Source organism: Caballeronia sp. 11_S32, assembly GCF_056930355.1.
In genome coordinates this window covers 613,795-627,792 of sequence record NZ_JBXOWH010000001.1, presented here as the reverse complement: position 1 = coordinate 627,792, position 13,998 = coordinate 613,795, and the positions used below count along the sequence as shown (strand labels likewise).

At 62.9% G+C, this 13,998-nt stretch carries 11 protein-coding genes; 5 read left to right on the top strand and 6 right to left on the bottom strand.

What is annotated here, in order from left to right; genetic code table 11:
* Positions 1-33 precede the first annotated feature (33 nt).
* The gene (locus tag AC1Z32_RS02885; protein ID WP_483477196.1) at positions 34-255 is read right to left on the bottom strand and encodes an HP1242/YdcH family protein; all 222 of its coding nucleotides are present in this window, start codon (positions 253-255) and stop codon (positions 34-36) included.
* A gap of 226 nt (positions 256-481) precedes the next feature.
* Between AC1Z32_RS02885 and AC1Z32_RS02880 the strand changes: the two genes are divergently transcribed.
* Positions 482-790 carry a hypothetical protein gene (locus AC1Z32_RS02880; protein ID WP_483477195.1) on the top strand — a complete coding sequence of 103 codons (309 nt, stop codon included), beginning with the start codon at positions 482-484 and terminating at the stop codon, positions 788-790.
* Positions 791-956: 166 nt separating this feature from the next.
* Positions 957-1,604 (top strand): VC0807 family protein, encoded by a 648-nt coding sequence (locus tag AC1Z32_RS02875; RefSeq protein ID WP_483477194.1) that lies wholly within the window; start codon positions 957-959, stop codon positions 1,602-1,604.
* Here AC1Z32_RS02875 and AC1Z32_RS02870 read toward each other — a convergent pair.
* Together AC1Z32_RS02870 and AC1Z32_RS02865 are read right to left on the bottom strand one after the other, a co-directional pair.
* Positions 1,593-2,426 (bottom strand): alpha/beta fold hydrolase, encoded by an 834-nt coding sequence (locus AC1Z32_RS02870; RefSeq protein ID WP_483478191.1) that lies wholly within the window; start codon positions 2,424-2,426, stop codon positions 1,593-1,595. The two genes, AC1Z32_RS02875 and AC1Z32_RS02870, sit on opposite strands and share 12 nt — an antisense overlap.
* 24 nt (positions 2,427-2,450) lie before the next feature.
* A complete protein-coding gene (locus tag AC1Z32_RS02865; protein ID WP_483477193.1) occupies positions 2,451-2,624 on the bottom strand; it encodes a DUF3563 family protein in 174 nt (57 codons plus the stop codon).
* Between the two features lie 464 nt (positions 2,625-3,088).
* On the opposite strand from AC1Z32_RS02865, the gene AC1Z32_RS02860 reads away from it, so the two are divergent.
* Entirely contained in the window at positions 3,089-7,048 is a 3,960-nt protein-coding gene (locus AC1Z32_RS02860) for a response regulator (protein WP_483477192.1), read from the top strand.
* A gap of 19 nt (positions 7,049-7,067) precedes the next feature.
* On the opposite strand, the gene AC1Z32_RS02855 is transcribed toward AC1Z32_RS02860, so the two are convergent.
* Positions 7,068-7,982 carry a response regulator gene (locus AC1Z32_RS02855; protein WP_483477191.1) on the bottom strand — a complete coding sequence of 305 codons (915 nt, stop codon included), beginning with the start codon at positions 7,980-7,982 and terminating at the stop codon, positions 7,068-7,070.
* Positions 7,983-8,390: 408 nt separating this feature from the next.
* Here AC1Z32_RS02855 and AC1Z32_RS02850 point away from each other — a divergent pair, with 408 nt between their 5' ends.
* Positions 8,391-9,764, top strand: a complete 1,374-nt coding sequence (locus tag AC1Z32_RS02850) for a sigma-54 dependent transcriptional regulator (protein WP_483477190.1) — start codon at positions 8,391-8,393, stop codon at positions 9,762-9,764.
* A 356-nt stretch (positions 9,765-10,120) separates the two neighbouring features.
* On the top strand, positions 10,121-11,479 hold the full coding sequence (locus AC1Z32_RS02845) for an MATE family efflux transporter (protein WP_483477189.1): 1,359 nt from the start codon (positions 10,121-10,123) through the stop codon (positions 11,477-11,479).
* On the opposite strand, the gene AC1Z32_RS02840 is transcribed toward AC1Z32_RS02845, so the two are convergent.
* Both AC1Z32_RS02840 and AC1Z32_RS02835 read right to left on the bottom strand, forming a co-directional pair.
* Positions 11,458-12,654, bottom strand: a complete 1,197-nt coding sequence (locus AC1Z32_RS02840) for an acyltransferase family protein (RefSeq protein ID WP_483477188.1) — start codon at positions 12,652-12,654, stop codon at positions 11,458-11,460. The genes AC1Z32_RS02845 and AC1Z32_RS02840 overlap by 22 nt on opposite strands.
* Before the next feature lie 194 nt (positions 12,655-12,848).
* Positions 12,849-13,976 (bottom strand): alpha/beta fold hydrolase, encoded by a 1,128-nt coding sequence (locus AC1Z32_RS02835; protein ID WP_483478190.1) that lies wholly within the window; start codon positions 13,974-13,976, stop codon positions 12,849-12,851.
* Positions 13,977-13,998: the final 22 nt, after the last annotated feature.

The following is a 13,998-nucleotide window of genomic DNA, read 5'->3' as shown; positions in this document are numbered from 1 at the left end:
TCCTCTTCGATCTTGCTGCGATTTCTCTGCGCTTCAGGCGGCTTCGCCGGCCCTTCTCAAGACCGCGTACATTTTGTCCTTCAGCAGAAGCTTCTCCTTTTTCAGCGATTCGATGACGAACGAATCCGCGGACGTGACGCCCGTCTCCATGTTGTGGATCTGATGGTCCAGCGCGTTGTGGCGCTCGAAGAGGCGCGAGAAATGTGCGTCCTCGGTTTTCAGGCGAGAGATGAGATCGCGGTATTCGGGAAACATGGCGTGGTCCTCCGGTCGGTCGAAATTCAATTGCTTCGAACTACATATTACCGGGCGAAAGAACCGATTTGTTAGATGAATATCAAAACTTCGCTGCGTTAAAAGGTCGCGAATTTGCAGCGAAATGCACTCAGGCAAAACCCTCTTACATTCAGGCACCTTCCTTGCACACAATGGAAGCGTTCGCTGCGCACCCGCGCGGCGCGCATGAGCCAGGGAGGCCCTCATGAAGAGAGACCGCAACCGCGCGCAGCGGCGCGCCATGCAAGTTGCGCTGATCGCCGGCGCTGCCGGCCTGTGCTTTGCCACGGCAGCCAGCGCGGACAGTCAGGCCGCGAAGAAGATGGGGCAGATGGGCGTCATCAATAACACGCTGCAGCCGAAGCCCGTGCAGCCGGCTTATTCGAACCCACCGCCCGCGAACACGGTCAACCCGGGCTACAACGCCAACTCGACGTATAACCCCAACACGGGCAACGCCGCCGCCAACGCGAATGCCGTGAACGCCGGAAAGGCCGCCGCCCCGAAGAAGTAGTCTTCGATACAGCGCTTTCCTGCCGCCGCCTGATGCATCGGGCGGCGGTTTCGTCGCGCCTGCAACCTTCCCTCTCCAGATTCCGCTCGCGCGCGTACATTCGCCCACATCCGATCTTTTATACTTGGCTCACGGCCAAGCGCACATAGCGCACATTCCTGAGTCCATGAAAAAGATCAAGCCCGGTCTCGTGCTCGAACTCGCCGCCAACCTGCTGCTGCCCTGGCTCGCGTATCGCCTTGCGTTGCCGTATTGGGGCGATGTCGGCGCGCTCTATGCGTCGGCCGCGCCGCCGCTCGTGTGGAGCATCGCCGAATTCGCGCGCTCGCGCCGCGTCGATGCGCTCTCCGCGCTCGTGCTCTTCGGCATCGCGCTGTCGATCGTCATGCTCGCGATGGGCGGCAGCCCGCGCATCCTGCTCGTGCGCGAATCGCTCGCGGCGGGCGCGACGGGCATCGTATTTCTGGTCTCGCTCTTCTTCGAGCGCCCGCTCATCTTCTATCTCGCGCGCGCAACCGTCACGCGCGAGCAGGAAAGCGGCGCCGAGCGCTTCGAGGCGTACTGGAGCGAAAGCGCGATGTTGCGCGCGTCCTTGCGCCTCATGACGTTCGTGTGGGGCGTCGGGCTTTCACTCGAAACCATGCTGCGCTTCTGGTTCGCGTGGACGTGGCCCGTCGAGCGCTATCTCGTCATATCGCCGGTCGTGAGCTACGTGATCTACGGCGGACTGCTCGCGTGGACCTTCTGGTTTCGCGCGCGGCTCATCGAGCGTCAGGGCGAGAGTGCGCCGTCGCGCGACGGGCTACTCGGCTAGACTCGCGGCGCGCTCCTCGCACTGCGCGATATGTCGCGCGATCGCCGCATTCACCGCCGGCGCATGCGTGAGCGGTCCCATGTGGCCCGCTTCGGGAACGACGATCAGCTTCGCACCGGGCATCAGATCGGGCAGCGTCTCGGCGATCAGCCGTGTCGGCGCGGGCGCATGCTCACCGCGCATCACGAGCGTGGGAATGCGCAGGTTCGCGTACGCGCTCGCGGGCGTGGGCTCGTGAATCAGCGCGCGAAAATCGAGCGGCGCCTTCGGCACCCAGCGCGTCAGCATCGCCTGCACGGACGGCCGCAGCGCCGACCACGCACCGCGCCCGCTCCAGTAATCGACGAACGAACTCGCCGCGCCGCGCAGGTCGCCCGCGACGACGCCCTCGGCCGTGCGCGCCGCGATCGCGAGAATCTCGGCGAACTCCGCCGCGCCGCGCGCGCCCATGCGCTTCAGCAAATGAAACGCCGACGGCTCGTAGAGCGTGATGCTCGCGATGCCGTGCGGCCGCTCCAGCGCCGCGCGCAACGCAACGCCGCCGCCATACGAATGCCCGACGAGATGCACCTTGCCGCGCTGACGGTCGATGATCTCGACCGTGCGTGCCGCTTCGTCCGCGAGTGTGAAGGCGTGCTCGCCGCTCCACGGGCCGACGCTATCGCAGCCGTAATGCTCCGGCGCGATGAGCGTATAGCGCATCTTGTCCGCGCCGAGCGCGCCGAGCGTTTCGCCGAGCTGGCGCCATTGATTCGCGCCCGCGCCCGAGCAATGCAGTGCGATGACCGGCGCGGCGTCGTGTTCGTCGATGAGAGTCGTCATCATGCGTTCCCGTTTCATTGCTGATCAGGCGTCGATGTCGCAAGAGCGCATGCGGCGCTCGAGCTCGCCGATATCAGCGGACGATGCGAGCCAGGCATCGCGCCGGCCATGCTCCGCGCGATCCAGCAGCAGTTGAGTCCGGCAGATCAGGTGCGGCAACAGAAAGTCCTTCGTCATATTGATTAGGTATCCCAACATGATTCGCTCCACTTGCATCAACGGGTCGTTCGGTGAAATGCCGGCTGAGCGATCGTGCTGCGTGGTTGGATCGGGGAGTCGCTGAGGCGGCGGGTGTCGGCATACAATGCAGGCCTCGTGCCAGTTTCGCGAAACCCTTATGCGGCAAGCTTCGGCACGAATTCAGCCACGCGCCGGCGAGACGAATGTCGGGCGCGAGCCAACGCTTTCACTTCTGAAAGACTGCCGTGCGCGAACACATGTTCTGGCGGCGCCGAAGCGAATCCATGCTCCCGGTACCGCGAAAACCCCGCAAATATTCCCGGCGCGGGAGATCAAGCTTTCACGCAGCCTTGCCGTAAACAAGGCTGATAGCCGCGCAAACGGCCACGTCCGGACGGCACGATAAGGCACGATAAGATACGGCAGCGTTCGATCTTCGCGCCGGCCCGGCGCCCCGCAATCGTTCATTGGGAGACCACGGCGTGCTCAGTCGCCACTCGCTCACATTCAGGATGACGGTGTTCATCGTCGTCGTCTGCGTGCTCCTGATCGGCACCGACGTATGGCGCAGCACCGCCGCGCGCCGCGTGCAGATCGACGAAATGACGACGGCGACGTCGAATCTCGCGCGCGCGATGGCGCAGCATGCGAACGATACGTTCAAGGAAGCCGACACGACGCTCATCGGCATGGTGGAGCGCGTCGAGGAAGACGGCACGTCGCCGGAGTCGCTCGCGCGCATTCATCGCTCGCTCGTTTCGCGCGTCGGGCAATTGCCGCAGTTGAACGGACTCTTCATCTACGACAAAACCGGCGCCTGGCTCGTCAATTCGCAGCCGCAACTCGAATCGCGCTTCAATAACTCCGACCGCGAGTACTTCGACTATCACCGCACGCACACCGATCAGGGCTCGCACATCGGCCCGCCGGTGCGCAGCCGCTCGACGGGAAAATGGATCGTGCCGATATCGCGCCGCATCGATGCGCCCGACGGCAGCTTTGCGGGCGTCGCGCTCGCGACCATCGACATCGACTTCTTCTCGCGCTTCTACGACAGCCTCGATCTCGGGCAATCGGGCGCCGCGGTGCTCGTGCTGAACTCGGGCGTGATGGTCGTGCGCCGCCCGTTCGAGGACCGTTTCGTCGGCAAGAACGTGATCGACACGACGCTCTTTCGCGCGCATCTCGAACAGGGCGGCTCGGGCGTCTTCACGACGAGCTCGTCGCAGGACCACATTACGCGCCTCAACAGCCTGCGTGAATTGCAGGACTATCCGCTCTTCGTCGCGGCGGCGCTCGCGCGCGACGAGATCCTCGGGCCGTGGTGGCGCGACACGCTCTGGCACGCCTGCTTGACGGCCGTGCTCGCGTTCGTCCTGGCGATGTTCGGCTCGAGGCTCGTGCGCCAGGTCACCGCGCGTACGAGAATCGAGCAGGAACTCGAGCGCAGCCTCGCGACGACGCAGACCGTGCTCGACACGGCCATCAGCCCGATCATCACCGTGGACGAGCGCGGCGCCGTACGTTCGTTCAATTCGGCAGGCGAGAAAGTATTCGGCTACAAGGCGAGCGAGGTCATCGGACAGAACATCCGGATGCTGGTGCCGCCGCCCCATCTTGATGCGTATAACGAATACATAATGCAATTTAAGTGGCAGAGCGGCGTAACCACGGCCGACTGCGAACTCGCGGGGCAGCGCAAGGACGGCACCTCGTTCCCGGCGTACGTCTCGACAGGCGCGATGCGGCTGGATGGCGCTTTGCATTTTGTATCGGTAATTACGGACATCTCGCGGCAGAGAAAGGAACGCAGCGAGCTTGCCCATGCGCGCGATCAGTTGCTGGTCGCCGCGGACATCGCCGAGCTGGGCATCTGGTCGTGGGATCTCGCCACGGGCAAGCTGCACTGGAACGCGCGCATGTTCGAGATCTACCAGTACCCGCCCGCGCTGCTGGATAACGGCCTGCATTTCGAGCACTGGCGCCTGCGCATCCATCGCGACGACCACGACGCGATCATGGCGGGCCTGCGGGCCGCGGCCGCGGGCGAATCCGCGGAATTGCCGCCGTTTCGCATCGTCCTGCCGGACGGCACGACGCGGCACATACAGAGCGGCCAGCGCACGCAGCGCAACGCGCACGGCACGCCCGTCGTGATGACCGGCGTGAACTACGACATCACCGATCAATACGAGCTGGAATTTCATCTGCGCAATGCGAAGGAGCAGGCGGACGCGGCAAGCGCCGCGAAGTCGTCGTTCCTCGCGAACATGAGCCATGAAATCCGCACGCCGATGAACGCGGTGCTCGGCATGCTGCATCTCGTGCAGTTGACCGCACTCAACAGCCGCCAGCAGGACTACGTGAGCAAGGCCGAAACCGCCGCAAAATCGCTCCTGAACCTGCTCAACGACATCCTCGATTATTCGAAGATCGAGGCCGGCAAGCTGCAACTCGACAGTCATCCGTTCGAGCCGGAAAAGCTGATGGGGGAACTGGGCATCGTGCTTTCGGGCAATCAGGGCGCGAAAGACGTCGAAGTGCTGTTCGATCTCGATCCATCCTTGCCCGCCGTACTCGTCGGCGATGGCTTCCGCCTTCAGCAGGTGCTGATCAATCTCGCGGGCAATGCGCTCAAGTTCACATCGGCGGGGCAGATCGTCGTGAGCGTGCATCGGCTGGATACGCCGGGCAATGCAACGGATGACGCGGTGTGCGTGCGCATCGCGGTGAGCGACAGCGGCATCGGTATCAGCAGGGAACAGCTCGAACGCATCTTCGAGGGCTTCACGCAGGCGGAAGCATCGACGTCGCGGCGCTACGGCGGCTCCGGCCTCGGGCTCGTGATCAGCAAGCGGCTCGTCGCGATGATGGGCGGGCAGCTCGAAGTCGAAAGCCGCGTGGGCGAAGGCAGCCGCTTCTGGTTCGATATCAGGCTCGGTGTGGATGCGGCTCGCGCGCCGGCGCATGAAGAACGCCCGATCATCGAGCATGACGCGCGTATTCTCATCGCCGATGACAACGCGATCGCGGGCGAGATTCTTTCGCGCACGGTGCGCTCGCTCGGCTGGCATGCGGATCTCGTGACGAGCGGTGTCGAAGCGATCGAGCGCATCGGCGATGCGGCGCGCAACGGCGCGCCTTATGACGTGGCCCTGCTCGACTGGCGCATGCCCGGCCTAGACGGCCTCGACGCCGCGAAACGTATCAGCACGATGAAGGGCCGCGCAGCGCCGCCTCTCGTGCTGCTCGTCACTGCGTTCGGACGCGAAGTGTTGCGGGAATCGCAGGAGAACGGCGCGGCGCCCTTCGCGGGCTTTTTGACGAAGCCCGTGACGCCCGGACAGCTCGTTGCCGCGATCCGTGCGGCGCTGCCCGGCCACATCGAGCCGGCGCCTCTTCAGACGCAGCAGCCTGAGACGAAAGCACGCCGTCTCGCGGGAATGTCATTGCTCGTCGTGGAGGACAACGCGCTCAACCGTCAGGTCGCCGAAGGCCTGTTGCTTGCGGAAGGCGCGGCCGTCACGCTCGCGGAAAGCGGACGCGAGGGTGTCGACCGGGTCTTGGCCGCCAGAGCGCCTTTCGACGCCGTGCTGATGGACGTGCAGATGCCCGATCTCGATGGCCTCGAAGCGACGCGCCTGATTCGCGCGGATAGCCGCTTCGCCGCGCTGCCCATCGTCGCGATGACGGCCAATGCATCGGGCGCGGACCGCGAAGTGTGTTTGCAGGCCGGCATGAACGATCATGTCGGCAAGCCGATCGACGTCGAGCGGCTCGTTACGGTACTGCGCGCGCAAACGGGACACGAGCCGATAGCGACGGAGACGCGGAACGCCGACGCGCCGGGTGAAGACGCCGAATGCGTCATCGAGCCGCGCGATTCGATCGTCGCGCGCTTCGGGGGCAATCTCGATCTGATCCGCAAAGCCGTCGACGGTTTCGGCGCGCAGACTGACAAGCAACTGGCGCGGCTTGCAGCAGCACTCGCTGCGCACGACGCGCAAGGCGCGGCATCGGTGCTGCATGCCATCAAGGGCAGCGCGGGGACGGTCGGCGCGGCGGCGCTCGCGAAAACGTCGAGCACGCTCGAGCATGACGCTAACGTGCTCGAAGCGGCGCGCGCGAAGCTGCCGCGCATGCAGCGTTTGCTTATGTCGAGCGTCGCCCAACTCGTCGATGAATTCGGGCCACCGCAATCGGCTGCGAAGCCGCGAACGAACGCATCGCCTCTCGATGACGAAGACTGGCGCGCGCGTCTTTGCGCGATCGTCCAATTGCTGGAATCGTCGAATCTGCAAGCGATCGCGCTATCCGAAAGCCTGTCGCCGCATGCGCCGAACGACTATCGCGAGAACTTCGAGCAATTCCTCGTGCGCGTGCGTGCGCTCGACTTCGCGGACGCATCAAAGCTCGCGCGCGACATGCTGGAGCGGGCCTGAGAGCAGTGGAAGCGGCAGCTTAACCGCGACGGGCATCGCGAACGTACACCGGAAACGGATGAACGCTCGCACCGCCCTGCGATTCCAGCAACGCGCGCAACTCTTCCCGCGCCATGCGCGCCGAAGCGAGCGCGCCACGCACGCGCGCCTGCAACACGGCGGGGCGAGCCGGCTTCGCGATGACATCCGCCGCGCCCGCGTCGAGCATGCATTGTTCGGTTTCGATGTCGCTTCGATCGGCAAGCACGACGACGGGCACATCCGGATGACGCGCGAGCAATGCGTGCACGGCGGCGCAAGACTCGTTGCAGCAAGCCGCATCGAGCACGATCGCGTCCGGCTCGTCGTCCGGTGCAAGGCGCAGCGCGGCTTCGCAGTCCGTCACCATGTCCAGTTCGCCAATGGCTTCGAGCGCCTGACGGTGCGCTTGCCCGGTCTCGCCCGCGAGGATGCCGAGGACGCGCACGTCCGAAGCATTCGATATTGCCGGCCGCGCGTCTTGTTCGCGCGTGCCCGCGTGAGCGTGCATCACGCGTTGCCTGAAGCGAAGCTGCGCACGCACGCGCGCCTGCAAACGCGACGCCACGAGCGGCTTGATCACGTAATCGGCCGCGCCCATGCGGAACGCATCGACTTCGAGCGCGGGCGCGTCGTGACTCGTGACGAATATCACCGGCACGCGTGCGAGCTTCGCGTCGCGCTTGAGGATCTCGCAGACATCGAAGCCCGTCATGTTGGGCAGATTGGCATCGAGCAGGATGAGATCCGGCGTCGCTTCGCGCGCCAACGCGAGCGCGGCCTCGCCGGTGGTGGCAAAGCGCTGATTGGGGAATTCCGCGAGCATCTCGCCGATGATGCGGATCATCGCCGGGTCGTCGTCGACGAGGAGCAAGCGCGGCTGATACGTTGAAGTGGAGCTCTGTGCTTTATCCATGTTCGAACGGGTATTCATCATACGATAAGCATTCACGAACTGTACGCGCGCGATGCGCGCGTCGCAAACTCAAAATGGATGAAGGTATTAATTATCTGATATTTCACCGCTTGCCAATTTTGAATCTGTAGATACGTTATGCGCAAGTCATATCCATAACCGAATAAGTAACTCCTTCCGACGCGGAAAGATTGCACAAGCCTATACGTTGCAAGGCTGATTGTGCATAAAGCACGTGCGTTCAGCAATTTTCTGCACGAACGTCCCGCAAAAAGTTCTCTGGCGTTCTTAATCGGAATCAGCAGATCAATGTAAACATTCAAAATCGGCTTATCGTTTGCGAGGCTTCTTACCTAGCCATTTCCGGGCGCATACTTTGTTCGACACACAAGAAGCGGGAAAAAAGCCATGTACGGGGAAACCAGAACGCTCTACTTCGCCGGGCGCGCGGTCTCGGAAGATCTGTCCGAGCGGCTGCATGCTCGCGGCTGGACAATCGAGCGCATCGATCCGGCGAAGCCGCTCAAATCAGCGAGGCACGGCAAGCGTGCCGCCGCGGGCATCGTCGATCTGACGAGCCGCGGCTTCGCGAAGGATGCGGCCACGCTCACCGAGCTACTCGCGACTTTTCAGATCGGCTGGGTTGCAACAGTCGATGCGGAACACGTCGATAGCCCGGATATCTGCCGTCTGATCCGCGATTTCTGTTTCGACTACGTGACGGTCCCCTCGTCCGCGGACCGTATCGTCGATGCGGTAGGACATGCGTATGGCATGGTTTCGCTTCGCGACGCCGCCAGCAACGATCCGCGCAAGGACGATTGCAAGGAAGGCGGCATGGTCGGCTCGTGCGACGCGATGCAGGCCCTGTATCGCTCGATCCGCAAAGTCGCGATGACCGATGCGCCCGTGTTCATCTCCGGCGAATCGGGCACCGGCAAGGAACTCACGGCCGTTGCGATTCACGAGCGTTCGGTGCGGCGCGAACAACCGTTCGTCGCAATCAACTGCGGCGCGATTCCCGCGCATCTCCTGCAATCGGAACTCTTCGGCTATGAGCGCGGCGCGTTCACGGGCGCGAATCAACGCAAGATAGGCCGCGTGGAAGCCGCCGACGGCGGCACGCTCTTTCTCGATGAAATCGGCGACTTGCCGCTCGAAAGCCAGGCGAGCCTGTTGCGCTTCCTTCAGGAGCGCAAGATCGAGCGTCTCGGCGGACAAGGCTCGACTTCCGTCGATGTGCGCATCATCTCCGCGACGCACGTCAATATGCAAACCGCCATGCTTGAAGGACGCTTTCGCGCGGACTTGTACCATCGCCTGTGCGTATTGCAGATCGACGAGCCGCCCCTGCGTGTGCGCGGCAAGGATATCGAACTGCTCGCGAATCATATGCTCGAGCGCTTCAGAAAGGATGCAAGCCGCAGGCTTCGCGGCTTCGCGCCTTGCGCGATTGCCGCGCTGCATAACTATGGCTGGCCCGGCAACGTGCGCGAACTGATCAATCGCGTGCGCCGCGCGATCGTCATGTCGGAAGGACGGCAGATTCTCGCGAGCGATCTCGAACTCGGCGAATATGCGGAAGCCGCGCCGATGTCGCTCGCGCAGGCACGCGAGGCGGCCGAGCGGCAGGCGATCGAAGTAGCGCTTCTGCGGCATCGCGGACGGCTCGGCGAAGCGGCCGATGAATTGGGCATCTCTCGCGTCACGTTGTATCGGATGCTGACGGCGTATGGCTTGCGAGCCAAAACAGACCGGCCATTGGAGGCATCGGGCGGTTAGCGTTTCATGATTTCGTGCGTGAATCATGATTCGCTTAAGAGCGCTTGAAGGAACCTTTGGTCGCGCTCGTCACTCCAACCACCGCATCGCAATCGATGCATCGTGAAAGCCTGAAGCGGCATTCGCGCATGTTGCGCCGTTCGCCACGTCATGCATTCCTCTCGTAGCCCGCTGGCGTTTTCTCGCGCCGCCAGATCGCGCGCTATGCAGTCTCGTTTCATTCATATGCGGCCCGCCTGAATCGCTTCGGCGCGCTCATATCGCGCTTTTGCGCCATGCCATAACCTTGCATCGCCCGTCGAATCCATTCGCGTGCGCGTGTTGGCGTGCCAGCGAGTAACGTCGGGTTATCAGTCATGGTTTCGTTCAGCAACGTCTCTCTCGTTCGTCAGTACTCGAACTACGCAGTGCCCACCGTGCTCGCCGCATGGGTGTACTGCATGCATTCCGTCATCAGCGGCATATTCATCGGACGCTATGTCGGCGCCGATGCGCTTGCCGCATTGAACCTGCTCGTCCCTTTGCTTTATTTGCCGTATGCGTTCAGCGTGATGATCGGCGTGGGCGGATCGACACTCGTTTCGCGCCTGCTCGGCGAACGGCGCGAACGCGATGCCGCCGATGCGTTCACGCAGGCGCTGTGGCTGCTCGGTTTTTGCGGCATCGCATTCGCGCTGGCGATTCATTTCCACGCCGATACCTTCGTTCAATGGACCGGCGCGCGTGGCGAACTCGCGCGCCTCGCCAGAGACTTCCTGCATGCCTATGCGCCATTCGTGTTGTTCCCGACCGCGTGCTATGCGCTCGAGCTTTTCTTGCGCATCGAAGGCGCGGCAAAGTTCGGCCTCGCATGTCTGATCGCGGGCGGCATTGCCGATGTCGCGCTGACATGGTGGATGGTGAGTCACCTGCAATGGGGCATGCGCGGCGCCGCGCTCGCATCGGGCATCAGTCAGGCGCTCGCTTGCATTCCGATGCTGGCTTATCACTTCGTCAAGGCGCAACACGTTCGTCCCGTTGCGCGTGCCTTCGCGCGGCTCGATCATGCGTGGCGCATGGCGTATAACGGCGTGTCCGAGTTTCTCGGTGAGATCGCGCCGAGCGTCACGCTCTTCGCGTTCAATCACGCGGTGTTGCGCTGGCTCGGCGACACGGGCCTCGTCGCGTTCGCGGTCGTCGAATACATGACGATGATCGCGTCCGTCACCATGGTCGCGCTCGTGCAGAGCATGCAACCCATCGTGAGCTTTCAGCGTGGCGCGGGCAATGCGCACGCCGTGTCGCGCGCGTTTTCCATCGGCATCACGGTTACGGCGGGCTTCGCACTCGCGGCCGCATTCGCGATACTCACGCTCGCGCAACCGCTCGGCGCGCTCTTTGTGCCCGGCAGTCCTTCGGCGCAAGCGCTTTTGCGCGATGCCTTGCCGTGGTGTGCGCTCGCGTTCGTGCCCGCCGCGATCAATGTCGCGATCAGCGGATACCTGACGGCGATCGAGGCGCCGCTCGCATCGATGATCGTCGCCCTGCTGCGCAGCTGGCTCCTGCTATTGACGATGCTCTGGCTTCTGAGCGAATGGTTCGGGCCGCGCGGCATCTGGATGACCGTGGCCGTCACGGAACTGTTGACGCTTGCGGCGAGCATCATGCTCTATCGCAGGCGGGGCCGGCGCTTTGATCTGTTTCCGGAGCAAGGCTACGCATCGCGCGTCAGATGAAACCGCCGATCGACCGATGCAAGCAGGCGTCGCGACAAACGCGTCGCACGCCCTTGAATCAGCCGGTCGGACACGCGCGAAAGTGCATAAGAGACGCCGAGCACCGCAATCAGCGTCGCGCCAAACAGCGCGAGCGAACTCTCTCCGTTCTTCTCTCCGAATGTACGATCGAAGAAATGAAACGTCATATAGACACAGATGAAGTGCCAGAGATAGATGCCATAACTTTCGCGGCCGAGCGCGGCGGCGCAACGCCGGACGACCGTCGCGCGCGGCACGTCATGCGTCGCATTGCGATGTTTGCGGGTGTGACGCGCACACACGAACAAGAGAAATGCCACCGCGCTGCACGCGGCGAACACGGGTGCGAGCGCGTGCGCCTTGTCGAGCCATACGCCGAGCGCGGCTGTCAACAATCCAAAGCCCAGTGCAAGCGAAAAATAAAGCCACGTCACGCGCTTCGTCACGTCGGAAGCACCGAGCAAATGCGAGCGGAACGCATACCACGCCCACATGCCGACGATGAAGCAAGGCCCTTGCACGGGCGGCCAGAAGTAGCTGAACGTGTTATTGGCGACATTGCAGTCGAGCGTGCCGTTGCAATCGCTCATCGACATCGCGGCCAATGACAAGCCAAGCAGCAGCACCGTAGCCAGCAACAGCCGCGCGCGATTCATCGCCAGAAAAAACAGCATCGGCGCAATCATATAGAACAGCATTTCGACGCCGATCGACCATCCGCCCGGCACGACGTTATTGATGGCCGTCGGCGATAGCGCGTGCAGGAACACCATGTTGAGCAGCACATCCATGGGGCCATGCGCGCCGAGAATCCACGCGCGCTCGATGCCCGAGCGCGTCGCGCCATAACTGATGAGACCATAGACCGCGATCGCCGCGTAATACATCGGCGCGATGCGAAAGAAGCGCTTGATATAGAAACGCAGCGTGACATGACGCGCATCGGCGCAGCGCGCGTGATCCATCTCGAGCGTCATGAAGATCGTGATTGCGCTGATCACGAAAAACAGCTGCACGCCGTATTGGCCCATGCGCGCGACGAGCGTCACGGCGCCGGGCAGATTGGGAAACTGGAACGACAGGTGTACTGCGACTACCCCGACGATCGCTAGCGCCCGCCCTGCGTCGAGCGCGGCAACACGTCCTTTCTCCATCGATGCTCTCCTCGCGGTTCATGTCGACCTTCAAAGGCCGCGAGGCCCGTGGACAAACGCGTTTTCGCCAAAGTTCCTTCGAATCCGCCGGAAAGCGGCGACTCTTACAAGAAGAAACCTGATACACGGACAGATACAATTTCGTTAATGTTCGAATCTGCCCGGATCGGTTAATGTTTCCGCGAATGCGCTCTCTAAATAGCAGGCGCGTCCTGCCTCAGAAAGCGCAGAATCCGGCTGGCCACTGTCCTCGGCTGCTCCTGCTGCACCCAATGCCCCGCCCCTTCGATAAGATGCGTCGCGCGAAAATCCGTGCAGGCCAGGACGCGCATGGCTTCCAGATCGCCCGGGCGCTGGTAATAGCCCCAATCGCTCGCGCCCGCGATAAAGCACGAGGGCACGTCGATCGTGCGCCCCGACCACATTCGCAACGCAGCCGCATGACGCGCGTCCGTGCCGCAGCGATACCAGTTCAATCCACCCTGAAAACCCGTGCGCGCATACTCGCTCGCATAGATGTTCAATTCATGATCGGGCAGCCACGCGCATGCCGCGACTTCATCGGCGCCCGGCATGTGCTCGGCGACGGTCTCTGGCATCGTCGCATCCGCGTTCATCACGTAGTACGTCGGCAGCATCGCGAGTTCTTCCGCCGTGACCGATGCCAGCGGATGCGGATGATTCCCTGCCCAGTCCGCGCTCTTCACGTGGTAATACGCGCGCAGAAACGCGGCGAGTCCTTGCGGCGCATGCCACATATCGTCATTGGCCTGCGCGCCCGAGTAATACCATTGATAGTGCTTGCGCGGCGGAACGAGCGATGCGAGCGCGCTCACCGCCTCCATCATGACCGAAGAAGCGGTTTCCACGCGCGCGAGCCTCGCATCGTCCTTCGCGGTATTGAACGCAAATGCGGGCGGCCCGGCGAACGGCGCGCTCATCATCACGACGGACGCGAACACATCCGGGCGAATCAATGCGCACCAGGCGGCCACGGGCGATCCGAAGTCGTGACCGACCACCGATGCAACCCTGCGATAACCCAACGCCGACACGAGACCCAGTACATCGCGCACGAGATTCGGAAAGGTGAATTCGTCGAGATCGGTGTCGAACAAGGCAGTGCCGCCGATCGTGCGTCCATAACCTCGCTGGTCCGGCGCGATCACATAAAAGCCCGCATCCGCAAGCGGTTTCATGATCTTGCGCCAGCTATAAGCGAGTTCAGGAAAGCCGTGCAAGAGCACGATGCAGGGCCGCTCGGGCGCGTCGAATCCGGCCTCGAGCACATGCATCGAAAGACCATTGCCGTTGTCGATCATGCGCGCACGAACGCCGTCGGGC